This is a genomic window from Arsenophonus sp. aPb (assembly GCF_029873475.1).
In the GTDB taxonomy this organism is placed as follows: Bacteria; Pseudomonadota; Gammaproteobacteria; order Enterobacterales; family Enterobacteriaceae; genus Arsenophonus.
On sequence record NZ_CP123499.1, the window covers coordinates 2232704 to 2259345 of the forward strand.

At 41.0% G+C, this 26642-nt stretch carries 28 protein-coding genes; 11 read left to right on the forward strand and 17 right to left on the reverse strand.

Annotated elements, in window-relative coordinates; translation table 11 throughout:
• Positions 1-244: 244 nt before the first annotated feature.
• The 11 genes from hypF to QE177_RS10065 form a co-directional block, all read right to left on the reverse strand.
• A complete protein-coding gene (hypF, locus tag QE177_RS10015) occupies positions 245-2470 on the reverse strand; it encodes a carbamoyltransferase HypF (RefSeq protein ID WP_280552264.1) in 2226 nt (741 codons plus the stop codon).
• A gap of 27 nt (positions 2471-2497) precedes the next feature.
• A complete protein-coding gene (hydN, locus tag QE177_RS10020) occupies positions 2498-3043 on the reverse strand; it encodes an electron transport protein HydN (protein WP_280549251.1) in 546 nt (181 codons plus the stop codon).
• Positions 3044-3261: 218 nt separating this feature from the next.
• Positions 3262-3717, reverse strand: a complete 456-nt coding sequence (hycI, locus tag QE177_RS10025) for a hydrogenase maturation peptidase HycI (RefSeq protein ID WP_280549253.1) — start codon at positions 3715-3717, stop codon at positions 3262-3264.
• Positions 3710-4120, reverse strand: a complete 411-nt coding sequence (locus tag QE177_RS10030) for a formate hydrogenlyase maturation HycH family protein (protein WP_280549255.1) — start codon at positions 4118-4120, stop codon at positions 3710-3712. Before QE177_RS10030 ends, hycI begins: the two co-directional genes overlap by 8 nt.
• A complete protein-coding gene (locus QE177_RS10035) occupies positions 4117-4884 on the reverse strand; it encodes an NADH-quinone oxidoreductase subunit B family protein (RefSeq protein ID WP_280549258.1) in 768 nt (255 codons plus the stop codon). Before QE177_RS10035 ends, QE177_RS10030 begins: the two co-directional genes overlap by 4 nt.
• Positions 4884-5426, reverse strand: coding sequence for a formate hydrogenlyase complex iron-sulfur subunit (locus QE177_RS10040; protein WP_280549260.1), 543 nt, complete (start codon positions 5424-5426; stop codon positions 4884-4886). The genes QE177_RS10035 and QE177_RS10040 overlap by 1 nt, the downstream gene beginning before the upstream one ends.
• A 124-nt stretch (positions 5427-5550) precedes the next feature.
• On the reverse strand, positions 5551-7260 hold the full coding sequence (locus QE177_RS10045; protein ID WP_280549262.1) for a hydrogenase large subunit: 1710 nt from the start codon (positions 7258-7260) through the stop codon (positions 5551-5553).
• 9 nt (positions 7261-7269) lie between these two features.
• Positions 7270-8202, reverse strand: coding sequence for a respiratory chain complex I subunit 1 family protein (locus QE177_RS10050; protein ID WP_280549264.1), 933 nt, complete (start codon positions 8200-8202; stop codon positions 7270-7272).
• 10 nt (positions 8203-8212) lie between these two features.
• A complete protein-coding gene (gene hycC / locus QE177_RS10055; RefSeq protein ID WP_280549267.1) occupies positions 8213-10033 on the reverse strand; it encodes a formate hydrogenlyase subunit 3 in 1821 nt (606 codons plus the stop codon).
• On the reverse strand, positions 10033-10638 hold the full coding sequence (locus QE177_RS10060) for a 4Fe-4S dicluster domain-containing protein (protein ID WP_280552265.1): 606 nt from the start codon (positions 10636-10638) through the stop codon (positions 10033-10035). Before QE177_RS10060 ends, hycC begins: the two co-directional genes overlap by 1 nt.
• Positions 10639-10754: 116 nt before the next feature.
• The gene (locus tag QE177_RS10065) at positions 10755-11021 is read right to left on the reverse strand and encodes a hypothetical protein (RefSeq protein WP_280549269.1); all 267 of its coding nucleotides are present in this window, start codon (positions 11019-11021) and stop codon (positions 10755-10757) included.
• Positions 11022-11386: 365 nt separating this feature from the next.
• Here QE177_RS10065 and hypA point away from each other — a divergent pair, with 365 nt between their 5' ends.
• From hypA to QE177_RS10105, 8 genes are all read left to right on the forward strand, one after another.
• Positions 11387-11731: a hydrogenase maturation nickel metallochaperone HypA gene (gene hypA, locus QE177_RS10070; RefSeq protein ID WP_280549271.1), complete on the forward strand. Its 345-nt coding sequence runs from the start codon at positions 11387-11389 to the stop codon at positions 11729-11731.
• 9 nt (positions 11732-11740) lie between these two features.
• Positions 11741-12613 carry a hydrogenase nickel incorporation protein HypB gene (hypB, locus tag QE177_RS10075; protein WP_280549273.1) on the forward strand — a complete coding sequence of 291 codons (873 nt, stop codon included), beginning with the start codon at positions 11741-11743 and terminating at the stop codon, positions 12611-12613.
• On the forward strand, positions 12604-12882 hold the full coding sequence (locus QE177_RS10080; protein WP_280549275.1) for a HypC/HybG/HupF family hydrogenase formation chaperone: 279 nt from the start codon (positions 12604-12606) through the stop codon (positions 12880-12882). The genes hypB and QE177_RS10080 overlap by 10 nt, the downstream gene beginning before the upstream one ends.
• Positions 12882-14003: a hydrogenase formation protein HypD gene (gene hypD, locus QE177_RS10085; protein WP_280549276.1), complete on the forward strand. Its 1122-nt coding sequence runs from the start codon at positions 12882-12884 to the stop codon at positions 14001-14003. The genes QE177_RS10080 and hypD overlap by 1 nt, the downstream gene beginning before the upstream one ends.
• Complete coding sequence (hypE, locus tag QE177_RS10090) at positions 14000-15010, forward strand: hydrogenase expression/formation protein HypE (RefSeq protein ID WP_280549278.1); 1011 nt, start codon at positions 14000-14002, stop codon at positions 15008-15010. The genes hypD and hypE overlap by 4 nt, the downstream gene beginning before the upstream one ends.
• 44 nt (positions 15011-15054) lie before the next feature.
• Positions 15055-17142: a formate hydrogenlyase transcriptional activator FlhA gene (gene flhA, locus QE177_RS10095; RefSeq protein WP_280549280.1), complete on the forward strand. Its 2088-nt coding sequence runs from the start codon at positions 15055-15057 to the stop codon at positions 17140-17142.
• A 201-nt stretch (positions 17143-17343) separates the two neighbouring features.
• Positions 17344-17595, forward strand: coding sequence for a hypothetical protein (locus QE177_RS10100; RefSeq protein WP_280549281.1), 252 nt, complete (start codon positions 17344-17346; stop codon positions 17593-17595).
• Positions 17596-17750: 155 nt separating this feature from the next.
• A complete protein-coding gene (locus QE177_RS10105; RefSeq protein WP_280549283.1) occupies positions 17751-17966 on the forward strand; it encodes a hypothetical protein in 216 nt (71 codons plus the stop codon).
• A 293-nt stretch (positions 17967-18259) separates the two neighbouring features.
• On the opposite strand, the gene QE177_RS10110 is transcribed toward QE177_RS10105, so the two are convergent.
• From QE177_RS10110 to QE177_RS10120, 3 genes are all read right to left on the reverse strand, one after another.
• Positions 18260-19444 carry an AMP-binding protein gene (locus tag QE177_RS10110; protein WP_280549285.1) on the reverse strand — a complete coding sequence of 395 codons (1185 nt, stop codon included), beginning with the start codon at positions 19442-19444 and terminating at the stop codon, positions 18260-18262.
• Positions 19445-20178: 734 nt separating this feature from the next.
• Complete coding sequence (galE, locus tag QE177_RS10115; RefSeq protein WP_280549287.1) at positions 20179-21198, reverse strand: UDP-glucose 4-epimerase GalE; 1020 nt, start codon at positions 21196-21198, stop codon at positions 20179-20181.
• 274 nt (positions 21199-21472) lie between these two features.
• Positions 21473-22399, reverse strand: a complete 927-nt coding sequence (locus QE177_RS10120; protein ID WP_280549289.1) for a cation diffusion facilitator family transporter — start codon at positions 22397-22399, stop codon at positions 21473-21475.
• A 415-nt stretch (positions 22400-22814) separates the two neighbouring features.
• Here QE177_RS10120 and QE177_RS10125 point away from each other — a divergent pair, with 415 nt between their 5' ends.
• Positions 22815-23261, forward strand: a complete 447-nt coding sequence (locus QE177_RS10125) for a universal stress protein (protein ID WP_280549291.1) — start codon at positions 22815-22817, stop codon at positions 23259-23261.
• 61 nt (positions 23262-23322) lie between these two features.
• Here QE177_RS10125 and eco read toward each other — a convergent pair whose 3' ends face one another.
• Complete coding sequence (gene eco, locus QE177_RS10130) at positions 23323-23802, reverse strand: serine protease inhibitor ecotin (RefSeq protein ID WP_280549293.1); 480 nt, start codon at positions 23800-23802, stop codon at positions 23323-23325.
• Positions 23803-24082: 280 nt separating this feature from the next.
• Here eco and QE177_RS10135 point away from each other — a divergent pair, with 280 nt between their 5' ends.
• Positions 24083-24304, forward strand: a complete 222-nt coding sequence (locus QE177_RS10135) for a DUF465 domain-containing protein (protein WP_280549296.1) — start codon at positions 24083-24085, stop codon at positions 24302-24304.
• Between the two features lie 56 nt (positions 24305-24360).
• Here the strand turns inward: QE177_RS10135 and QE177_RS10140 are convergent, their stop codons facing one another.
• Positions 24361-24924, reverse strand: a complete 564-nt coding sequence (locus QE177_RS10140; protein ID WP_280549298.1) for a GNAT family N-acetyltransferase — start codon at positions 24922-24924, stop codon at positions 24361-24363.
• A gap of 73 nt (positions 24925-24997) precedes the next feature.
• Positions 24998-25450, reverse strand: a complete 453-nt coding sequence (locus QE177_RS10145; protein WP_280549300.1) for a polymer-forming cytoskeletal protein — start codon at positions 25448-25450, stop codon at positions 24998-25000.
• Between the two features lie 597 nt (positions 25451-26047).
• Between QE177_RS10145 and QE177_RS10150 the strand changes: the two genes are divergently transcribed.
• Positions 26048-26629: a 4Fe-4S binding protein gene (locus QE177_RS10150; RefSeq protein ID WP_280549302.1), complete on the forward strand. Its 582-nt coding sequence runs from the start codon at positions 26048-26050 to the stop codon at positions 26627-26629.
• Positions 26630-26642 lie beyond the last annotated feature (13 nt).

A 26642-nucleotide genomic window follows, 5' to 3' on the forward strand; every position in this document is an offset into this window, starting at 1 on the left:
TGTTAACTTCATAATTGGAAAAGGATTAAGCATTAAGATGCATGAAGCATGCCACTCACACCATTATAATTAACCGAATGAAAAATAAAGAAAAAATATTAATTCTGATTGATAGTGTCATTTGTTCGACATAAATGACATGACAAACACGCCACTAACCAGCTACCGCTATGACAGCGAGAATAAAACTGCTGTTGTTGTCACCTCAATGGATGGGCAATCTTTTGACATTTTGCGCCGGCTATTAAGAAAATTTTGCTGCCGCTATCAGCGCTTGACCAAAAGCAATGGCGCCATCACCAGCGGGTAAATTCATCGGCAACAATAGTTGAAAATCAGTTAACCAAAACTGTAACCGTTGACGCAGTAAGCGGTTATGCAATACACCGCCACTACAAACAATGGTGGCGATTTTTCGCAATTGTGCATGGTCGGTGGCCAGTTCAGCTAATCCTCTAGCCAACGCATCATGAAAGACCCAGGCACGCCAAGCATCAGGTGCCTGCCAATCGAGCCATTGTTGCCAAAATGTCATCATATCTAACTGGTTATCTTTAACCGGTAGCGTTACTGGGTGGTTGATATGATTTACCGTTAGCGCCAAAGCCTCTAATCTGCTAGCTGCTTCGCCTTGATAACTTTGTTGTGCCGGCGCACAGCCTAGCACTGTCGCAATCGCGTCAAATAAGCGTCCGGCAGAAGACGCAAGTGGTGCGTTGATGCCTCGCTCTATCGCCCGTGCTAATGGCTGCCAGGGTTTATCTGCCAAGCTTTTGGCTTCCGATCGCATTTGCCAATCTGGTACAAATGCCAACCACTGAGCCAACAAATTCCGCCAGGGCTGGCGTGCAGCCAAATCACCCCCTGGCAGCGCAACTGGCGGCAATCCCGCCAATTTTTCACATTCATCATAATTGACACGTAAACATTCCCCACCCCATAACTGATCATCATCTCCCCAACCAATACCATCGAGGATCAATGCGATAACATCGCCTGCATGTCGTGGCCAAAGATGCTCAGCCAAACAGGCGACAGCATGGGCATGATGATGCTGCACCGTGACTGTCGGCACAGACATTTGCTGCGCCAATTGTCGTGTACGATAGGCTGGATGTTTATCGGTAACGATTTTTTGTGGCGTGAACTGCCAAATCTGCTGCATCCTGGTCACTACCTGCCACCACTGTGCTTCAACATTTTGCTCATTGAGATCGCCAAGATGCTGGCTGAGAATCGCCTGCTGACCCCTTATCAGGCAGAAAGTATTTTTTAGATCAGCGCCTAAGCATAACAACGAGGGCACCTTGCTAAAACCGGGCGGTAAAGGCAAGCTGTCGGGCACAAAACCCCTGGCTCGACGTAGCATTTCACCCGAGGCACGCATAACGGAATCATCCATCCGCTGTAAAATATCTCGATTGTGTAATAACCAGCCGTCGGCAATATCAATCAGATCAGTCAATGCTTGTTCATTATCCAAAGCCGGCGGACAACCACTGAGATTGCCTGAAGTCATTACTAATGGACGCGCGACAGTCTGTATTAATAGATGTTGTAAGGGATTTGCCGCCAGCATGACACCGACTTCGTTAAGCTGTGGTGCTATCTCATCAACTAACGATAGCCATTGTTTATCCACTAACACAATTGGTGCCGCAGGCATCTGCAAAAGTGACTGAGCCTGTTTAGGCAGAAGGCTGGCCATTGCATCAGTTATCATCACAGCTAAGGGTTTTGACGGTCGCTGTTTACGCTGACGCAAACGCTTTACTGCCATTTGATTATTAGCATCACAAGCCAGATGGAAGCCACCTATCCCTTTAATCGCTATAATTTTACCCTGTTGCAATGCGTTAATGGCAGCCTGAATTGCCGCCTCTTTTTCTTGTCGCTCATTTTCCGCCAGCCAGACCACCTGCGGCCCACAATCAGGACAAGCAATAGGTTGGGCATGGAAACGACGATCAGCTGGATCACGATATTCTGTTGCGCAAGGCGCACATAGTGGAAAAGCAGCCATAACGGTAAACGGTCGATCATAGGGTATCGCGCGAATAATGGTAAAACGCGGCCCACAGTGAGTACAATTAATAAATGGGTAGCGATAGCGACGTTGGTTTGGATCATTCATTTCTCGCAAACATGCCGAGCAAGTAGCCGCATCAGGAGCAACTTGGGTTGCCATCGTTGCTGGCACGCTATGCTGAATAGTGAAATCCTGCGGCAATTGACGCCAGTGCCAGGGAAATTGCTGTACTTGATCAATACGAGCCAGTGGCGGGCAATCGATTGGCAATTGAGCAAGTAACCTTCTAGCATCGCCAACTATACGCACCACCACACCGGCACCGTCGTTATAAACATCCCCTTTAAGGGCTAGTCGTTGTGCCAATTGCCAAATCCAGGGCCGAAATCCGACCCCTTGAACTTTGCCACAGATCCGCAATAAGGTACCATTTTCACTTATCATGTTGGTTAATACCGCGCAGGCTAGTTAGAAAACTTGATTGGCCATACCATTTAACGCTGCCCGCCGACGCTTCTCAAGATTGAGTTGTTCCAGTTTGTTACGATCAACACACATAATTGCGTTGGTAGGACAAGCCTGAATACAAGCCGGCCCTTCAGCGCGATGATGGCAAAGATCACATTTATTTGCCTCAGCCTTCTCTACGACAACATTCAATCCGCCCCCACTATTGCGTACTACTGGCCGTAAAACCACTTCCATTGCACCATAAGGACAAGCAACAACACAAGTTTTACAGCCAATACAACGCTGTTGATGAACGTGGACAAAATCGCTTTCACGCGTAATCGCACTATTAGGACAAACGTTGGCACAAGGCGCATCTTCACATTGGCGGCAGGTAGTGGCGGTAGAGACACTAACACCTTTAATAACATGGATACGTGGCAAGAAAGTCTTAGGTGTGAGTGAAGCACAGTCCTGTGTTTCCTGATGAGATACCACACAAGCCACTTCGCAGGTACGACAACCAATACATTTATTAGCATCAGTAATAATGAAACAATTCATTCACTTCTCCAGCAATGACAGTCAATAGAGAAATATATTCATAAACTGTGCCAATTTTAAGTTAACAAAAAATTGGCACGCGTCTGTCATCATCACGATTGACGATGACAAATATTGAAGCAATACAGTTTGATCGTATTAGTAGAATTAAATGCGAGCCAGAAACGAGAAAATTACCTTAACCAAGCCCATTTTTGCTACTAAATGCGATGCAATATTTATAGTGGCCGGAACTGACTTAGTTGCTGATTATCAGCCAGACTGGCATAAACTGTTTCAACGGCTATTTTTACCGCTGCCGTCATCGGGTAATAGAATCCGACAATATCTGGCTGGATACCTAAGAAAATTACCTCGTTAGTATCCTCTTTTAGCTGCTCAATAAGATAGCTAAGTGGCATATTATGGGTCGACATAATAAACATATCAGCAATATCTTGTGGAGCGATCAGCCGTATTTCACCAGCCGCCAGTCCCATGTCGGTAGCATCGACAATCAATAAACGATTTGGCTGTAATTCGCGAATAACGCCGATATCATTTTCTGGCGCACTACCGCCATCAATGACTATCCATTCCCCTTGTGGGGTATTACGACACATCTCTGCCAACAATGAGCCTGCGCCGTCATCACCCATTATACTATTGCCGACACAGAGTAAAACATCAGCCACGCTCCCTCCTTACCATCAAATAGATAGCACTCTCCTGCTGAATATTGGCTAGCATGCTTAACATCTGCTGGCTCCAACTTTGCTGTTGTTTAGTCTGTTTGCCTAGCACCGCGCTAAACGCATTTGCCAGCATTGCCACATGGCTACTATCAATAACAATTTCCCCATAACGAGCAACACCCGCCATTTTCCGCTGCGCTTCACTTCCTGCTCCGAGAGTAGCAATCCAGAGCTGATATTCTGGCCAGGGACAGCTAAGTACCGCTTGTAAACAATCTATCACGCCTAAATGGTGACCAATGGCAAGTCCATAATAGATAACTTGCTGTGCCTGCGGTGGCGTGCCCTCATTTTCATCAATAAATTTACGGCTTAGCTGACTGAACACCACCTTATCACTCATTTAACCCGCTCCTGCTCAAGAATTTGGCTAAGATTGGCAACAATTTCATTTAAGCGCGGGTCATTTTCGTCAGCCAACCATTGCGCCACTCGATCTTCACCCTGCATGAGATAATTGATAAAATTGTCAGCAATCTGACGACCATAGCGATAGCCAGCTAAACGTCGGGCAGCACGATCGATACGGACTCGCAAGGGTTGTACCATATCGGAATGTAGAATTTTTGCCGGTTGCTCATCCTCTTCAAAGGGTTCACGCAGATGAATTTTTTGCTCCAGCAAGCCTAAAGCCATGGCAAAACCATATAAGGTCGCAGCCGGTGTCGGTGGACAACCAGGAATATAAACATCAACAGGAACGATCTTATCCGTTCCGCCCCAAACACAATACAGATCGTGAAAAATGCCACCTGAATTACCACAAGCGCCATAGGATATTGCAATTTTGGGATCAGGAGCCGAATGCCAGGCGCGTAATGCTGGCGTGCGCATTGCGCGTGTAACCGCCCCAGTAAACAGCAATATATCAGCGTGACGTGGGGAAGGAACAACTTTAATGCCAAAGCGCTCGGCATCAAAAATGGGAGAAAGGGTGGCAAAAATTTCAATTTCACAGCCATTACAACCGCCACAGTCAACCCGATAAACATAAGCCGAGCGTTTAATTTTCTTCAACAATAATGCTTTCATACTTGCGATAGACTCTTCTATTGCTACCGGTACGGGCATACCCTGTTGATCACGCGATGGCAAAAACTGGCTCATCAAATAGTCTCCTTCATTTCACGGCTTAAATCGATTTTATCTGACGGAGTCAATCCCTGTAACCGTTTGCAATTAGGACAAGTTTCAAAGCTTTCTCGATGGTGTTCAGCGCGTTGGTCGCCATTATGTTTCAGTATCTCGATCACATAGTTGATCGCTTTTTTGACTGCCAAAGGACGCTGACATACTCGGCAATAACAAACAGTAAATCGTGCTTGCTGGTAAAGATCTTCTTTGCGCCATACTGCTAGTTCATATTCCTGTGACAAACGAATGGCCGCCGTTGGGCAAACCTCTTCACAACGACCACAGAAAATGCAACGACCAAGATTCAATTGCCAGAGCAGTTGGCCTTTTGGCAAATCAATTTCTGAGGTCAGTGCATTAGATGGACAAGCGTTGACGCATGCTGCACAACCGATACATTGTTGCGGATTATGTTGCGGTTTACCGCGAAAGTTTTTATCCACTTCAATTGGTGTCAGTGGATAATCTTCGGTAACAATCCCAGTTTTTAAAGCTTTCTTAATAAAATTAAACATGATAACTCCAGTTGGCTTTTACTGACTGCGCGCAACTGACGAAAGAGATTGCGCTAGTTAGTCATAAACGGCTTGCCATAACCCTGATACGTTCAGGGGTAAACAGCCTCAGCAAAAGCAAAAGTTATTTCAGCGGTGAATTCTTACGCTCAATGCTGTAACGTTCTAATTCTTTATAAGGCACCACTTGACTCTTTTTCTTGCGCACATCGACAACAGTCATACGATCAGTGCAGGAATAACACGGATCAAGACTGCCAATTATCAGTGGCGCATCAGAAACAGTATTGCCACGTAGCATATAGCGCAGTGTCGGCCAATTGGCATAAGTTGCCGCACGACAGCGCCAACGCCACAGTTTTTGATTATCGCCGGTCATGCTCCAGTGAATATCATCGCCGCGTGGTGCTTCAGTAAAACCTAAAGCAAAACGGTGCGGAATATAGCTAAATCCCTCTACCATTAATGCACCAGCAGGTAGATTATCCAAACCAAAATCAATCATATTGAGTGAGGTAAAGACTTCATTGATACGAACTTTGAGGCGAGCAAGTACATCACATCCCTGTTCACTATGCACCTCTAGCGGTAGTAAACCATAACCGATAAAAGGGTGATCCCTGCGAGTATCACGCGCATGGCCACTAGCGCGTACCATAGGGCCAACATTACTAAAATCGCGCGCGACTTGCGGATCCAAGCGCCCGATACCGACGGTACGTTGCTCAATATTGGGCGTCGTTAATAATATCTCCACCAGCTCTTGCACTTCACGCCGCATCTGCTGAGCCAATTGGCGGGTCTTTTTCATGTCATCTTTAAGCAGATCACGACGAATACCGCCAATTAGGTTAAGTCCATAGGTTTTACGTGCCCCGGTCAGGATTTCAGCCATCTTCATAGAAGATTCACGTACGCGAAAAAATTGCATAAAACCCGAATCAAAACCAACAAAATGGCAGGCTAAGCCTAAGTTAAGCAAATGGGAATGCAACCGCTCTATCTCCAGCAAAATGGCGCGGATCATCTGAGCTCGCTCTGGAACCAAAATTCCCATTGCATTTTCAATGGAGGTGGCATAAGCAGTACTGTGAGCAAAACCACAAATACCACAGACCCTATCAGACAAAAATGTCACTTCGTTATAACCCATCCGTGTTTCTGCCAGTTTTTCCATCCCACGGTGGACATAAAATAGGCGATAATCAGCGTCAATAATATTTTCGCCGTCTACAAATAAACGAAAATGACCGGGTTCATCAGAAGTTACGTGTAATGGGCCAATGGGTAACACATTATTTTTCTTATTACCCAACTCATTAATGAATTGGTAAGTTTCACTGTCAGTGGTCGGTGCAGGACGCTGACGATAATCCATACTGTCCTTACGCAATGGATAGAGATCATCAGGCCAGTCATCGGGTAATACCAGACGACGCTCATCGGGCAAACCAACGGGGATCAAACCGTACATATCGCGAACTTCACGTTCACCCCATACTGCTGCTGGAACTCGTGGTGTCACCGATGGAAACTCTGGTTTATCGGCATCAACCTCAACCCGAACAGTGAGCCAACATTTACTTCCCTGCTCCATAGAAAGTACATAATAAACCGCGTAGTGACCGCACAATTTGCGTTCATCATTACCGAATAATACCGATAACCACCCTCCTTGTTGGTAGTAAAGATAGGCTATCACATCAGGTAATGCGTTGATTTTTATCGTAATGGTTAATTGATCTTTAGTCTGCCAACCTTCCTCCAACACAACGCCGGGAAATGCCTGGCACAAAGCCGTAAGATAATGTTGACCTAATTTTTCTTCAGACATGGTAATTCTCTAAAATCCTATCGCTAACAAAGAGACGAAAGCTAAAAAGGCAAAGCCAAAACCGAACCAGGTAACTTGTGATGTGGCCAAAAAACGTAACCGCGCCATGCTATTTTCCAACAACGCAATCATCAATATTCCAGCCAACAGTTTTATCAACGCCACCACCAGTGCCAGTAGCAAACCTGCTATTGACATATGCTCAATTTGTCCCCACGGTATAAATACGCCAACAAACAGCTGCAAGACCACGAGCTGTTTAAGGCTAATTCCCCATTTCAACAACGCAAAACTGGCACCACTATATTCAGACAGCGGCCCTTCCTGTAGCTCTTGCTCCGCCTCGGCAAGATCAAATGGTAACTTAGCCATTTCAATAAACGTGGCAAAAGCACAGGCGCAAAATGCCAGCACTAAAGGTATGCTTTGTTCTACTGGCCAATGGTAAATCGTCGCGGCGATTAAACTGATGTTGGTTGAACCTGCCACTTGTGCAACCACCCATAAAGCTAATAGTAAAATTGGCTCAACTAATACTCCCAACACGGCTTCACGGCTAGCACCAATGCCCGTGAACGGACTACCGGTATCCAGACCAGCCACTGCAAAAAAGAAACGGCCAATAGCAAATAGGTAAATGAGTGTGATCAGATCACCAAGTGGAGGTAATGGCGATGCCACTGTCACCACGGGCAGTGCAGTCGCAATGGTAAACATCACGCAGATCATCAAAAACGACATAAGTCGGAATAGCCAACCTGAAGCTGTTGGCGCGATACTTTGGCGACCAAGTAACTTAACTAGATCCCGATAGTCCTGTAACACTCCGGGCCCTTTGCGGTTATGTAGCCGAGCGCGTGCCATGCGACTGACGCCAGATAGTAGCGGCGCCAATGCAAATAGCACTAAAGCCTGCACAAGGGCAAAAAACAGCGAATTCATATTAGGCTCCCTAAGAAATCACAACCACTAGCAGTACCGTCAGTTCAATAAAAGCCACACGGCGAAACAACACCGGCAAGCTAGTTGTTTGCCAACCGGGTAATAACGACGCCGGATTGAGTATTCGTCCTAATTTAAATACCAAAGCAAACATCACTTTTACCGGTTGGGCAAAACCGGATGCAGTGATACTCATCGCCTGTTCGTATTGATAACCACAAACCCACGCCGAACCACGAGAACGAAATGGCAAACGTCCATCTTTGCAAATAATTAATAGAACAACCGGCAATAGCGTTGCCGCAAGCAACAATAGCGTAATCATCGGCTGCGACACCATTGTTTGATTAGTCACTAACGGTAAGGGCACGGCGTAGCTGAGCAATGGCATAATCCAAGGCGCAGCAATCCCACCCACAACGCAAAAAAATGCTAATGCAACGAGCGAAATATTCATTAACCAGGGGGCAGAATAGGCTTTTTCAGCTGCTTGCGTGCGAGGCGCACCACAAAACATAACGCCATACACTTTTGCCATACACATCACCGCTAAGGCACCGGTAATGGCAAGCCCGGTTGCTAATAATGGCCCTAGCAAACGGCTGATAAACGCTGGCTGTTCACCCAGACGGAAAAAGGATTGATAAATAATCCACTCGCCAGCAAAACCGTTGAGAGGAGGGAGCGCTGCCATTGACATTAAGCCAACCAGCATCGCCAATGCGAGAAGCGGCATACGTTTACTAATGCCACCCAATTTTTCAATATCCAGATAACCGGTACGGAACCATACTGCTCCCGCACCAAGCAGTAACGTAGTTTTAAATAGGCTATGGCTAAACAGATGATATAATCCCCCGACCATGCCAAGTGCTATCAAAAGAGGTTCATGCAGGGAGACACCAACAAGTCCGGCACCAAGCCCTAACAGTATGATGCCGATATTCTCAAGGCTGTGATAAGCCAGTAATCGGTTAATATTGTGCTCCATTAATGCATACAGTCCGCCAACAAATGCCGTGACCATACCAAGCAATAACACCACAATTGCCCACCATAATGGTAATGTGGTATTCAGTAACGAAAGTAGCAAAATGCCATACACACCCACTTTCAATACCACAGCAGAAAATAGCGCTGCCGCTGGCGCAGCAGCATTGGCATGAGCTGGCACCACCCAGCCATGCAGAGGAATGATGCCGGCTAATAAGCCAAATCCAATTAGCCCCAACATCCAAGTTGCACTACTCATTGGTAGCGTTACCATAAGCAGGCGCAGCTCAGCAATATTTAAGGTGCCATAAGTTCGCCAGATCATGACGCACATCATAACCAGTAGCAGCGTACCCAACCGGCCTAATACAAACCACACTTTACTTGCCTGATGGCAACCGGTCAGAAACAGCGCACATAGCGCCATAATTTCTGCCATTATCACCAACATAACAAGGTGCCCGGCCACCACGGCCAATATTGCGGCCGCCAACAACATATTTATTAACAGCCCATTAGACTGCGTTGCAGGATGTCGATGCCAACTGATATTAAACAAGCTGACAAAAATTCCTGGTAAACCAAAAACCACTAACCACAATCCATTAAGTGCCGTGATATGCAGTGACCAGTTACCAACAGGTAACGTAAAATCGCTGGCACTAGTGATACCCAGCAGTACTTGTCCGCCGGCCAATAGCATAGCAAGATTAGCTAAAACACCACCAAGCCCAGCGATTAATCCACTTAACGGCTTGTTGAACATCAGTAATGCGGCTAACAAACCGCTGATGACCAAGGTAAAAATTGCTCCGTTAATCAACATCTCGACACTCATTACAACTCTCCATTCTGGCCGTTAATTAACGCAAAATCGCCTAACGTCATCTGGATAGTCAGCTCACGCTTACGTTTATTAGCGTTAGCAATATCATGGTTATCAATCAGACGTAGCGCTTTAGTCGGGCAGGTACGTACACATGCTGGCCCTCGTTCATCGAAATAGCACAGATCACATTTAACAGCGATGGCGCGAATACCGGGTATCCAGTCTAAAAACGGACTAACAGGTGCCGGTTCCGGTGGTGCAGGCGGGGCAATCGGCGTATTACTATCAGCAGGAATACCCTGTGGGCGACTGCCACAAAATTCGATAGTACCAAACGGGCATGCGAGACCACACAATTTACAGCTGACACACAAACTTTCGTTTAATTGAATAGCATTATTGATGCGGTTAATGGCATTAACCGGACAAACCTGCGCGCAAGGCGCATCTTCACATTGGTGACAAAGTTGGGGAGCAGACTCTTTTTCATTTCGCATCACTTTAAGACGCGCTTGCATTTGTAGCCCTTGTAAGCGGTGATTTTCCGAGCAAGAAGCTTCACAAGTACGACAGGCAATGCAAAGTGTAGAGTCAGCAATAACAAAACGATTCACCGGTGATCCTGTGGTGATAGTCATTTTTGATCCTTAAGTGATAGTCACTTTTGACGAAACCGTGTCGAAATAGTCACTTCCGACATTATCCAATAACTTAGTTAGCTAGCATTAAATTAACTAAACATGATCATTTGCCGTAACCTAGTTTGCCAAGCTTCGCCAGCTTCAATGTTATGCTGCAAAGTATGACCAAGGGCAGTTAATAGCGAGATGATAAGAATCAAAATGCCAGTAAATAAACGGTTAATTAATCCATCCCAAGAACCACAAAAGCTAAGGCGCTGAGGCTCTGCTTTTGCAAGAGCGATAAATTGGTACATAATATAACCGTCACAGTTGTGATAGCGCGCAACCAGACGAACAAGAACGTGTTTAGCCATAACATCTGTTTTTTGGCTTATTGATGAAAAGATCATAGTGATTGACTCAATTTATAAAAAATAACCTCACTAAGCAGATCTCATGCCAAAATATAATTATTTTATTTTCATATAATTAAATAATAAAACAGCCAAAAAGCCGGCCAATTTAAGTTGTTATTTAGATATCATAGACATGAAATGTCAGCGGCTACTAATGGCCCTTTGGCTGTTGATTTTGTTTCGAGCAATAAACTAAACATATCGGCTGCACAATCGTTGGATAGCACTTTTGAATCCCCCATTTATGTCACTAAAAAGCCTATGATTGCTAAGCAATGGCATCCATATTGCATTAATCAATGTAAACAGATGCTGGAGGCTTTATGCACGAAATCACCCTCTGCCAGCAGGCATTGGAACTTATTGAGCAACAAATAGCACAATACAACGCAAAACGGGTCACCCAGGTGTGGTTTAAAATTGGCGCATTTGCCTGTGTAGAAAGCAGTGCGTTGCAATTTTGCTTTGAGTTAGTCTGCCGGGATACGGTCGCTGAAGGTTGTGAACTTCATATAGAACAACAGCAGGCGGAATGCTGGTGCCGTGAATGTCAGCAATTTATAAAACTCTTAACCCATCGTGTAAGGCTCTGTCCAAAATGTAATAGCCATAATCTCCATATTGTCGCGGATGATGGGCTACAAATTATGCGGTTAGAAATAGAATAGGAGTAAACCATGTGCACCATCTGCGGTTGCGAACAAGGCAACCAATATATTGAAGGCGATGAACGCAACCCACATTCTGCTTTTCGCAGCGCCCCATTCTCTCTTGTGCCCCGTCAATCATTAAAAATAAAAGCCATTCATAAAACTAGCCTCAGTGCTAGTGAGCCACTGGCCACTAACCTGGATTATGGCCAAGGTGAAGCCGGTGCCCATGTACCCGGTTTAAGTCAGCGCAAAATGTTAGAAATTGAAATCAATGTACTGGACAAAAACAACCGATTAGCGCAGCGCAATCGTCGCCAATTCATCGCTAACAAACAGCTAGCGCTAAATCTGGTTTCCAGTCCAGGATCAGGTAAAACTACGCTGTTGACAGAAACACTTAAGCTGTTACAAAACGATATTCCTTGCGCGGTTATTGAAGGTGATCAACAAACCACTAACGACGCTGAAAGGATCCGCGCCACAGGAACCCCAGCTATTCAGGTAAATACTGGTAAAGGGTGTCACCTTGATGCACAGATGATCTTTGATGCCATGCAACGACTTCCCCTTGCCGAAGGCGGGATCATGTTTATCGAAAATGTTGGCAATTTGGTCTGTCCTGCCGGGTTTGATTTAGGCGAACAACACAAAGTAGCCGTCTTATCGGTAACGGAAGGCGAAGACAAACCACTCAAATATCCGCATATGTTCGCTGCCGCCTCACTAATGTTGCTTAACAAGGTCGATTTACTGCCCCATGTTAATTTTGACGTGAAAAAATGTTTAGCCTCTGCCCGTCAAGTGAATCCGCAGATTGAAATTTTGCTGGTATCGGCCACCACGGGTCAAGGTATGGACAACTGGCTGGCATGGTTGGAGAACCAGCGATGTGTATAGGTATTCCCGGAAAAATTAGTCAACTAACTGACAGTATGTTAGCCAAAGTGGTGATTGGTGGGGTGATACGTGATGTCGATTTAACACTTGTTGGCAAGCATGACGAAAAGGGGAATAGCCGCCTTGGCCAGTGGGTGCTAATCCACGTTGGCTTTGCTATGAGTGTGATCGATGAACAGCAAGCGTTGGATACGCTGGCTGCATTACAAAATATGTACGCCTTAGAGCCTGATGTGGGTGTTTTACTCTATGGTGAGGAGAAGGTTTAATGCGTTTCATTGATGAATATCGTGATCGACAAAAAGTGATGCCGCTTATTGAAATCATCAACCAGCGCGCTAAGCATCTGCCATACAGTGAACAACGACCTTTTCGCATTATGGAAGTCTGCGGCGGGCACACCCATGCTATTTTTAAATTTGGCCTGGATCAACTATTACCGAAAAATGTTGAGTTCATCCATGGCCCAGGCTGTCCTGTTTGTGTACTGCCAATGGCTCGTATTGATAGCTGCCTGGAAATTGCCAATCAACCACAAGTCATATTCTGCACTTTTGGTGATGCCATGCGCGTACCGGGCAAAAATGGCTCATTGCTAACCGCCAGAGCTGGCGGAGCTGACGTACGGATTATCTACTCACCGATGGATGCACTAAAACTTGCCGAACAAAATCCAACCAAAAAAGTGGTTCTATTTGGTCTTGGATTTGAAACAACCATGCCAACCACCGCGATCACCTTAATACAAGCAAAAGCAGCTAACATTGATAACTTTTATTTCTTTTGTCAGCACATAACCTTGATCCCGGTACTAAAAAATTTATTACAACAGCCTGATAATAATATTGATGCATTTTTAGCGCCCGGACACGTCAGTATGATTATTGGTATTTACGCTTACAACTTTATCGCCACACAATATCAACGTCCGCTTGTTGTCGCCGGTTTTGAGCCAATTGATCTGCTGCAAGGAGTATTAATGTTAATTGAACAAAAAATAGCGGGTAATAGTCGGGTAGAAAATCAGTATCGCCGTGTGGTACCTGACGCCGGCAATAGTAAAGCGCAGACAGTGATGCAACAAGTATTCTGTATTAAAGGAACCAGCGAATGGCGTGGCCTTGGTATGATAGAACATTCTGGCGTTTACCTTAACACAACATACCAGCAATTTGATGCTGAGCGGCATTTTCGCTTACGTCCACTAACCGGTTATGATGATGCACAGACTTATTGTGGCTTAGTACTAACCGGGCGTTGTAAACCTGTTCAATGTCCACGCTTTGGTCGACAATGTAACCCACAAAATGCATTAGGGGCGTTGATGGTTTCGTCCGAAGGTGCTTGCAGTGCTTGGTATCAGTACCGTTCTCAGGAGTATGAAGTATGAAAACTGTCACCCTCGCCCATGGTAGTGGTGGGCAAGCGATGCAGCAACTCATCAATCAGCTTTTTATTCAAGCCTTTGCTAACCCGTTACTTAATGAGCAGGAAGATCAGGCGCGGATCCCATTGCATTTATTAACTCAGCAAGGGGATAGACTGGCTTTTTCCACTGACAGTTATGTTATTGATCCGTTATTTTTTCCTGGTGGAGACATTGGTAAACTGGCTGTTTGTGGCACTAGCAATGATGTGGCGGTGAGTGGTGCTTTTCCTCGCTGGCTTTCTTGCAGTTTTATCCTGGAAGAAGGATTAACCATCGCCACACTGGAACGCATTGTCGATAGTATGGCGGCAACGGCAAAGGTAGCAGGACTAAGCATCGTAACCGGTGATACCAAAGTAGTCCCTCGTGGGGCGGCCGATAAGGTATTTATTAATACAGCCGGCATCGGTGTTATCCCTTGCCATCTGAACTGGGGCATGCGTCAGATCCATGCTGGCGATCTGTTACTGATTACTGGTTCGCTAGGCGATCATGGTGCGACTATTCTCAACCTACGAGAGCAACTTGGGATGGAAGGCGATTTACAAAGCGATTGCGCCATGCTAATCCCGCTAATCGAAACATTGCATAATGAACCTGGGATCAAAGCAATGCGAGATGCGACTCGCGGCGGCGTAAATGCCGTGGTTCACGAATTTGCTGCCAGTTGCGGCTACGGGATTGAACTCAATGAAAGCACGCTACCGATAAAACCTGCTGTGCGCGGTATTTGTGAGCTATTAGGTCTGGATCCTCTCAATTTTGCCAATGAAGGAAAGCTGGTCATCGTGGTCGAACGCAATGTGGCAGAACGTATTTTGACTCGCATACAACAACATCCCTTAGGCTTAGACGCGGCAATTATTGGCGAAGTAGTTGCCCAAAAAGGAGTAAAGCTAACCGGACTTTATGGTATCAAACGTACACTCGATCTACCCTACAGTGAACCATTACCCAGAATTTGCTAACCAATCGCGCCACTAATTGGCCATTAACTTTTGGAATATGAGGTATGTCCTATACACCGACGAGCATAAGCAGCGAACAAGGTTTATTTGATATTACTCGTACTTTACTGCAACAACCTGATCTCTGTGCGCTAACCCAAGCGGTCAAAACCCATGTCCAGCAACTGAAACTGGCCGATCACGTTAATATCTTACTGTGGCAATTTGAACGTCGGAGAGTCTGCCTATTTAGTATTGACGAACAGCAACAAGATATTCGCTATGAAGATGAAACCTTGCTTGCCTGTGGCCCAATCCGCCATATGCTTTCACGTCCAGATGTACTCCATTGCCGCTATCAAGAATTTAACCAAACCTGGCCTCAACTTAACGAATTAAAACTCTACCCAGTATTTAATTATTACAGTCTGATGCCGTTAACAGCTGAAGGCAAAATATTTGGTGGCTGCGAATTTCTGCGCACCACAAATGAACCCTGGACGGAAGAAGCCTTCACGCGCCTACAAACACTGGCTCAAATCATCAGCCTGGCGGTGGAACAGATCCAATCGCGTTTGAACAATAATATTAATTATGGCCAACTATGCCGCGAACGTGACGATTATCGCATATTGGTGGCCATCACCAATGCCGTCTTATCCAAGCTAAATTTGGATGAACTGATCACCGAGGTTGCGCAAGAAATTCAGGCTAATTTCGCTATCGATTCAATTAGCATCGTATTACGCAGTAACCATAAAGGAAAACTTAGCGTATATTCAATCCATTATGTAGATAAAAAGATTCCGCTGCATGATCAACGTGAGATAGATGAAAAAGGGACTTTATACCAAAAAGTCATGCAAAAGGAAGAGATGCTTTTACTCAATCTTCACCCCTACGACAAACACACAGCATGCGTTCGCATGCTATTTGAATTATGGGATAAACAGGAACAAACCTTATGTTTGTTGCCACTAATTTTCAGCGATCGCGTACTGGGAGTATTAAAATTAGCACAAGCACAAGCGCCGGTTTTTACCTCCTCGACGCTGAAACTGCTGCGCCAAATCGCAGAACGCGTGGCGATTGCGGTAGATAACGCACTTGCTTATCAAGAAATCCGTCGTTTAAAGGAGCGATTGATTGATCAAAATTTAGCGCTGACGGAACAAATTAATAATGTCAGCACAGATTTTGGTGAAATCATTGGTCAAAGTGACGCCATGATAACGGTCATGAAACAGGTTGAAATGGTAGCGCACAGCAATAGTACCGTACTGATCTTAGGAGAAACAGGAACCGGCAAAGAGCTGATTGCACGTGCCATTCATAAACTCAGTGGTCGTAATAACCGTCGGATGGTAAAACTTAATTGTGCCGCCATACCAGCGGGCTTACTTGATAGTGATCTGTTTGGTCATGAGCGTGGTGCATTTACTGGCGCTAACACTCAGCGTATTGGTCGGTTTGAATTAGCAGATAAAAGCACGCTATTTTTAGATGAAGTGGGCGATATGCCACTGGAACTTCAACCTAAGCTGTTAAGGGTATTACAAGAACAAGAATTTGAACGCCTGGGTAGCAATAGGATCATTCGGACAAATGTGCGTCTTATCGCTGCTACTAACCGCGACCTTAGACAAATGGTTGCAGATCGTGAATTTAGAGCTGATCTCTATTATCGACTAAATGTTTTTCCTATCTACCTGCCCCCATTACGCGAGCGGCCAAAAGACATACCATTATTAGTGAAAGCATTTACTTTTAAAATTGCCAACCGTCTTGGACGCAAGATTGATAGTATTCCTGCACAAACTTTACAGCTATTAAGTAAAATGGATTGGCCGGGCAATATACGCGAATTAGAAAACGTAATTGAACGTGCTGTTTTATTGACACGGGGCAATGTACTTCAGCTGTCATTAGCTGAAATGTGCTTTAATACCAATGAAACAAATATTCCGACAAAATGTGTAGATAGTGATTTTCATCCGGTAGAAGATGAGTTTCAACGTATTGTCCGTGTACTAAAAGAGACGAATGGTGTTATTGCAGGCCCTAAAGGCGCGGCGCTACGGCTGGGGCTAAAACGCACGACATTACTATCACGCATGAAACGGCTCGGTATTGATAAAAACAGCCTTGTGTAACGCTTTTTTATTTAACAGAAAAGTTGTTAATCAATCTCATGCCAATATTAGCAACATTAAGTGGCAAGTTTGTTTTACCTTTTAACTTAATTACTATAAATCATAAAAAATTGCATGCCCTCTCCCCTAACTATCAATGATACCTAACTTAATACTATTATTCTTCAGTCTATAAGATTTAATCAATAAAAGGTTATTGAAATGTTAAATAATGAGTGTATTATTAATATCGATTTATATCACTTACTGATCGAGGTAATTTATGCAACTTATAAAGAAGCAGTTATTACTCTTTTATTCACATATTTCAGTTGTTTCTTCATTGCCAATAATCAACCCAATAAAGAGTACATTCACTGCGTACCAGCAAAAGAGGGGCATAATTGTATAGAAACAATAAATGGAAAAGCTACGCAAGCTGTTTATGTTATTGGATTAAAATCTTTAATTTAATAACCATAAAACATCAATAATTAATAAATTAAACAGAGTAATTTTCTATTTTGCCTACTCTTTTATGCTATCAACCATTTGTTTTACACGGGTAAGCAAATTCAAATAATAATTTATAAAAAAATGAATATTTAATTATTTTAGGAGAATAACTTATGAAATCGCCCATGCAAATTTTTATCATTATCACACTGTTAATATTCTATTCTCTGCCTTCCTATGCGGGTTTTGCTCAATGTAGTTACGGGATAGCAACAGCCTATACTGTTAATAGATTATTAACTAGCAATAATAAAACAAAGGCCGTTAATTGTAATGAAGAACCTGAATTATGCACTACTCATCCGAATGATAATGATAGTACAAAATAGATTTGTTCTAAATTCACTTTTCATTAGCCATTTATTTTAAAATGACTTCCTTTAGTTAAGATAAATTATTATTAAAATTTCATTTTGGCTAATACTTTAAAAATATTGATTAAATAGAATTTAAGTTACATCAAACTATTACTTCACTTACGCTAACTAGTTTATTAATCTTTAGTAATACTTTCTGTTTCATATTGCTAGATTAATTTAATAAAATCTTTAATATAAGAAACCATCAAATAAAAATATGATGGTTTCTTATATTAAAAATTTAGTTATGCTCATCGAATTTTTTAATCTCTATTATCGACAATATAAAGAATTTTACCTCTAACAGAACGGATATATTGTATTGGGTCGACCTCTTTTACGACTAAATATCCTTGGTTTAACTGATTAGACTCATAGATATCGGGAATTTCTGTTAATTCTTTTGCTAGCAATTGAATTTGCTGTGGAGAAAAAATACCTGTAGGAACCCATACCGTGATCACTTCTCTGGTATCTTCAGCAACCGATAAATGGATTTGTATATTAATATCACCTTGATGGTATTTATGGATAACTTCAGCAATTGTTTGATATTCAATAAGATATCCCATAAAATTAAAACTAATATTATTTCTTTTAATATTTGTTAATCGAACAATATCACCTTGTAGACTAATATCTGCACTATCACCAAAACTATAGCGTAATAATGGAATAACATTCATATTATCAAGACTAGTTATTAACAATCGAGCCTGATAACGCTCAACAAAAAATTGGTCTGTCAATAATTGATAACTATTGTTATCCTCATTCAGACTAAAAGCAATTATCCCCGCTTCTGAACAGCCATAAGCTCCAATAATATGCACATCATTACCAAAAGTATTTCTTATTATTTCCCTTTGGTAGGCTTTCAGTGCCTCGCCGGCAAAAATAACTTTATTAATAGCAAGAAGTTTTCCTTTATTTTGCATAACTTGAATAAATTGAATAATTTCACAAGGAATACCTATCAGAGCATTAGTATTTACATCAATTAATGCATCAAAATGCTCACTTGCTAATACATTAAAATCACCGATCGAAATAATATTAGCGCCACAAGCACTCGCCACATTACTAAATAAGCAATGAGCGGAAAAAAGCAAGTTAATGGTAAAAAGATTAGCGCATGTATCCGTCGAGGAAAATATATTATATTCTTCACACCCTTTTAAGTTATAAACATCACTACTCATTTTATAAAGACAACGTTTCAAGGTGCCACTGGTGCCACTAGTAAATCCAATAAGATAACTATTTTTACTATTAAGCAGATGGAGGCTTTGATTATTTTTAGCCAAATAATCTTTCTTTTCCATAACCGGGATAGATTGGCTAAACTGCTGATAAGTCCATTGACTTATTTCAGGTAACTGAAACAGGGTGGCTATTTTATCTTTTACCGTATTCCATACCATTTCTTCTTTATATATAGATAACATTTTTTCTCTCCATAAATGATTGTATTATTGTTTTATTCAAATTTGTAGATTAAATTCACTATGTTAAATTAAAATAATAAAAATAATTTATTACTAGGTAAAAGTTAAGTTTAAATAATTAATTATTATTTTATTATAAAAATAATTTTTTTAATAAAACTAACTTTTGCCAATATTAATAATGATGTTTAAATATACCTGTTAATGTTGGTATTAAATAATTTATTCATCAACTAATTATAATATAAATCACTCCCTGCAATCGGAATTTTATATAAAAAAAATTAAATAATTATGAAATTCAATAAAGATGTTATCCGGGCTAGACAAAATAATAAATTATTTAACCCATTTATTTTCATTCCTGTCATACCAGATAAAACATTACAAACTAAAGGTCAAATAAATAATATTAATTTTGCTAGCTTAAGTGACATATTTTATATTAAAGGATCTAAATCACTACCTATCAACAATAAACAGCAACTATTAAAAAGCAATCATAAAATAAATATGTTATAAAAATTCGTTTATTAAGCAAATTGATAAATAATTATAGTCATCTAACATGATAATTTAATTAATTCTTTATTAGTAAAAAAAGAAGAGAGATAACTTTGTAACTTACAATACAAATAATAATGATCAATTTTAAGAAATAATCCATACAAAAACCCAGCTAAAATGCTGGGCATTGATGTTTACCATTACAAAATTAAACCACAATTTAGCTATTATTTTTTACCATAACCATGTGGATTCTGACATTGCCAACGCCATGCATCAGCAGCCATCTCTCGAATCGAGCGGGTGGCTTTCCATCCCAAATCACTCTCGGCTTTCAGCGGGCTTGACCAACATTCAGCAATATCACCTGGTCGGCGAGATTTAATCTCATAAGGGATTTTTTTACCGCAAGCTTCTTCAAATGCTTTCAGCATCGCTAATACACTCGTGCCTTTACCAGTGCCTAAATTGTAGATATGTAAACCAGGCTTTAAACCAACCGATTTAAGCGACGCAATATGCCCATCAGCTAGATCCATGACATGAATATAATCACGCACGCCTGTACCATCTGGAGTAGGATAATCGTCACCAAAAATCATCAGTTTCTGCTGCCGGCCAATGGCTACCTGAGTAATATAGGGAGTTAAATTATTAGGTATACCTTGCGGATCTTCCCCCATAGTGCCGGACGGATGGGCTCCAACCGGATTAAAATAACGAAGCAAGGTAACCGACCAGCTATTATCAGCATACTGCAGATCCGATAAACAACGCTCAACCATATATTTACTGCTACCATACGGATTGGTGGTATTGCCAATCGGAAATTCTTCGGTGATAGGAACCGTTGCCGGATCACCATAAACAGTGGCAGAAGAACTAAAAATAATATTTTTTATACCAGCTCGCTGCATACTACGCGCTAATACCAGCGTACCATTCACATTGTTATCATAATATTCAAGAGGTTTAGTGACAGATTCACCAACCGCTTTTAACCCAGCAAAATGGATAACGGCTTGAATAGAATGGTTGGAAAAAATGGTGTCTAACAATTTTTCATCACGCACATCCCCTTGATAAAAAACCGGACAACACCCGGTTAATGTTTCCATTCGCGTCAATACTTCACTGCTGGCATTACACAAATTATCTAAAATAACAGGCTGCATACCTGCTGCACACATCTGAACACAAGTATGACTACCAATATAACCCATACCGCCTGTTACTAATATTTCCACATTAACCTCTTTTTTCATGCATAATTAAATAAATTAGCCTACCGCTTGTATGGCTCTATAACCGATAATAAGCATAATATTATACTCTCTAAGTCAATTATTTATCGATATAGAGAGCATTTTAGCGAATTAATATCTCGAGCTATCCAGCAAGATAATCTCTTATACTTATAAATTAGCTATTATATTCATCAATCTTGTAACGACCAGTATAAACTCAGTAGGCGACAATAATATTTATGGGATCGCTATTGCTTATCAGTAAGGAAATGACTTATTGAATTTCAACCGGATCGATATGAATCATGACATCTAAGATAGTGGGATTTTCAAGTAATTTTTTTCTCGCGGCAACAGCAATTTGATGGCCTTGTTCTACCGTTAAAAGACCATTTACTTCAAGATGAACATCTACCAACAAATAATCGCCAGATTTACGCGTCTTAAGATCATGAATATCAATCACCCCTTCCATTGCCAACAGCTGTTTACGGATAGCCGCAAGTGTCTGTTCATCAGCCCCCTTATCCATCAGATCGTTAAACGCTTGATAAGTAAATTTATACCCCATTTTAATAACCAGAGCACCAACAATTAAGGCCGCAATAGGATCAAAGATCTTAATACCACATAAACTACCAACGATACCAATAGCAACCACTAAGGAAGAAGCTGCGTCTGAACGTGCATGCCAAGCATTAGCAACTAACATACTTGAATTAACCCTATTTGCCACACAAAGCATATAACGAAACAGACCTTCTTTAACAATAAGTGATAATAGCGCGACAACCAAAGCAATAATATGCACATCGGGAATTTCAGCTGGATTTAGCATTTTTTCAATCGCTTTCCATACCATGCCACCACCAACCACTAGCAAAATCGTTCCCAGTACTAAAGATGCTCCATTTTCATAGCGGAAATGGCCATAAGGATGATCGGCATCTGGTTGCTTATGACTATGTTTATTAGCAATCAACACCACAAAATCTGCTAATAAATCTGATAATGAGTGAAGCCCATCAGCAATTAAACCTTGTGAGTGTGCCAAAAAGCCGATAATAATTTGCCATAAAGAGAGAAAAAAATTCACAACGATACTAATAATAGTGCTCTTTTTGGCAGCTTTAAATTTTATTCGTTGCTCATCGGAAACAAAAAGTGGGTGTTTTTCTTTGCGGAGTTTAGTTTGTGTCATAATCAAATTCTAAAGTTAATTATTTTCAGTAAAATAAGGGAAAAATTGATAGTAAACCTTAAAAACAATATTGTTATTATTAATACTAATTTTATTCAAAAAAATATTAATCTAGTTTCCTATAATATGACATAAAAAATTATCTTTGTCTTGATTTTTCATTTTAACAGTCATGTATTTCAATAAAGTATAATTGATAATTATTCGCTTATTTATTTCTACTACTATTTATAATTAAATAGAAATAATATTTATTTTCAATTAGGTTAATTTAGGCAAAACAAATTGCTTTTTTTAAATATGGTTTTTTCATATTAAGTTAATTATGCAAAATAATAAGCAAATAAAAATATTACGACAGTATTTTTTACTATTGCTACAATATAATTAGATAACAATATGATGCGAGGGTATCATGTATAATAAGATCTTAGTTCCTATCGATATTGTTGAGGATGAATTAAATCAGAAAGTGATTAAGCATGTTGAAACGCTGGTTTCGTTTAACCAATCCAACAAGCCAGAAGTCCACTTCCTATCTGTGCTACCAAATTTAGAAATATTTTTTGGTATTGAAATTGCAGCCTTACCAGAAAGTCAACAAGATTGCCAAGAACGCAGCCGAGTGGCACTCGAACTACTAAAACAGATCATCAAAAAAGTAAACATTCCTCCTAAGCAAATTACCTACAAAATTGGCATTGGCCCGACAAAAGAGGAAATTCTAAGTTATGCGTCAGATATTGACGCCGATTTAATTCTTATTGCCTCTCATAGCCCCAATTCTTCTAGCTACCTACTAGGATCAACTGCAGCTAGCATTGTTCGTCATGCAAAAATAACGGTTTTAGTGGCTCGCTAAAACAAATCAACAATGACTGTAGCCATCTTAATTAAGATGGCTTATTGGTTAAATTAAAACGTTATTTGATCTCTGCACTATTTAATTTTTCCGGTGCTGACCATATGCGATATTTTACTTCCATATCCTTCGGAACATATACCACAATCGGTAATTTACTATTATAGCGAACAATATTGCCATCACCGAGATGAGTGGTAATAAACTTCTTGGTTTGCTGTTTATCTGGGCAAGCCATTAAGGTTGCCGCTGGACCGGATACTTTTTTTAATTCGTAATAGTCATAACCCCAACCTTTCAGCTCTTTTTTCTCAAAATCCCCACCAAACCAATGGTGATTACAATCTACCAGCATGGATTTACCAATGACCAGTTCCACCATAAAATTATTTTCATTTTCTTTTTTGGCGAGCTGAATAACATAACGCTGCATATCTTTCTCAGCGGTTGGGTATGGTGCTATTTTGGTCAAATCATCATTTGCCATCGTATAGGGTGATGTTAGGATCATTGCCAGTAATGGAAAGGTATATTTATTCATTGCCACATCCTACTTTATAAATGGTGATAAAAGAGATATTAACTATAACTGATAACAATAAGTTTTATGCTTAGCTAAATCAACGTTCTATTTTAGTATAACTGTCGGGCTAGAAAGTAAAAAATCGTAAAGAGTAAATCAACCCTTTATTTTGTAAATATTTTTAAAAATCAAATAATTATCTATGGCATTTAACAATGTAAATTATTGTGATTATGGTTATTAAATTTTAATTATTGTTATACTTGAATTGACTCTCAATAATTTTGCCGGAGGTTATATGTTGCTGTCCGATCAAGAGTTATTTTCTCACCTAAAACGCTTTCATCCACGCTTCCAATCACTATTTGAAAAACACCATCAACTGGATAAACAGATTACTGAATTAGAAGGCCCAAATGGCGCAGGCTATAATGATAAAGTCATCAAATTAAAAAAAGAAAAGCTTCATTTAAAAGATGAAATGCAGCGTATTATTCACCAACAAATTAGACTTAAATAACACCAATCCGCCTGCTGGAGTTGCAGGCGTGTTAATCCTCACGAAGTGTTTACCTATCAATTAGCGCGCTTTTTTAACCATTGCTGCTGATTGAGCCGATAAAGGATATGTTCCTCTAAGGGATGAGCCGATGGTAACGCCGGATGTAGAAAATTATGCGCATCTTTTTCCATGGCTAATTTTTTCATCAAACATTCAGAGGGATGATTAATCTTAGCGGTAAAAGAGACAATTTCCTGCATTTGTTGCTGTAGAAAAGCAAAATCTAATACGTGATGGGCGGCTTCATAAGCCAAGCCTTGCCGCCAAAATGGCTTAGCAAGGCGCCAACCAATTTCAATGCAAGGTACAAAAGGCAGATCATAAGTAGGAATATTAAGTCCAACAAAACCAATAAATTGTTTCTGTGCTCGTACCTCTACTGCCCACAATCCCCAACCTTGCTGTTGGATAAACTTTTGCCTAATACTGTCAATGAATGCATCACTTTGTATTTTTGAAAGTAAGTGTGGGAAATAACGCATAACATCAGGATCGCTATTAAGACGAAAGAAAGGGAGTCGATCCGCTTCTCGCCATTCCCTTAATATTAGACGAGGAGTGTTTAAGATAATAACCATGCACTAACTACCGATTAAAAAAGATTTTACCATCAATATGACATGGCATTTTATCGCGTTAGCAGAAAAATGCTTATTTACTTTTAGGTAGTTCTTCAATGGTTTCTAATTTAATCACTTTTTCAGAGTGATGCTCAATTTTTTCAGACTGACCAATAAATATGCCACCACGCTTAATTGACATATGACTGACACGACTGATCCCACGCAATTCGCCATGTTCAAGAATATCTAGATTACTTCCCAAGCAAGCCCCATCAACTAAACCATCAATAATCATATCAGGTGCTTCAATTTCACCTTCAATTTTGCCGCCCTGCATAATGTGAATTGTCCCTTCCGTCACTGTGACATTACCTTTAATATGTCCCCAGACATGAATATCACCTGAAATAGTAATGTTACCTTTAAAAAAGCTCTCTTCTGAAATAATTGTTACATCTTTTTGTTTAGGATCGCTTTTTTTATCACCTTTCATCACAAATATATTTGTATTTGAAGTATCTGACTTTTTATTTCTAAACATCGAGATCAACCTCACTCTTATAACGATAAATTGCAGGATGAGAACGAATGAAAAAACTAAAACAAAAAACCATGTCTTCGCAATCATATTTGTTATATACAAGACTACGACTAGTACCCATAGGAACCAGATAAAATAAAGACACAAATTTTCTTTATCGCTAAATGTTTTCATTCTTATCTAATAAACTCATTAATGATACCTAACCAGAAATTATGCAACTGAACTACTAGTATAGAATATCAACTGGTGCTGGTATTGATATAGTGATTAACACGACAGAAAGGCAATTTATATTGAAATTAATAGCAGACCAAGGCGTTATTGAAACTAACGGTAAACAAAGTAAAAATCCGCATTCCCTATTAGGATACACATAAATCCTTATGCCTAATTTAGCCCTGAATACCGTTAGGGCGCTCACTATAAGATTATATTATGCAATGAAATATCAAGTTTACGCTAAAGATTTATTACATTCCGCTGGCTTTAGTGAAATTAGCTAAAAATTGATCTAATTAGTCCTGTTAGTTAATAAAAAAAGTTAAAATAACACTAATCAAGGATAAATATTCACCTTCTCACTGAGTCAGCCGTATGGCAAATGATAAACAAGATGAAAGCTACTATCGTGCATTCATGTCACATCGTTATGTTAGCCGTCGCGGATTGCTGCGAGGATTATTTAGCGCCAGTAAGACACTTACCCCTGACCGCACCAATCAGACTATCGCTCGACAAGTTGGCCGCCCACCACAAGCGATTAATGAAACTGATTTTCTGCAACGATGTATTGGCTGCGACAAATGCCGGCAAGCTTGCCCCTATGGCCTAATCTCAATTAATCATAATTTGGCTGAGATCAATATCGATTTTTGCTGCTGCACGACCGACAACTGTCTTGCCTGTACGCTGGTTTGCCCTACCGGCGCGCTCAATCAGCAAATAAAACCCGATACCGCACTTTGGCCGGATATCGCTCAATCTTGTTTTGGTCGCCATGATAACAGTTGCCGTTTATGTGTTCATGATTGCCCACAACAGGCGCTCTCGTTTTCAGCAGAAAATTGGCTGATAATTGATGAAATAAAGTGTGATGGCTGCGGTCAATGTCAAATTGCTTGCATACATGGATTGTTGACCCTAAAACCGGGTCAACCACAATTGACTCAAATTTAACTTCAAAGCCGAT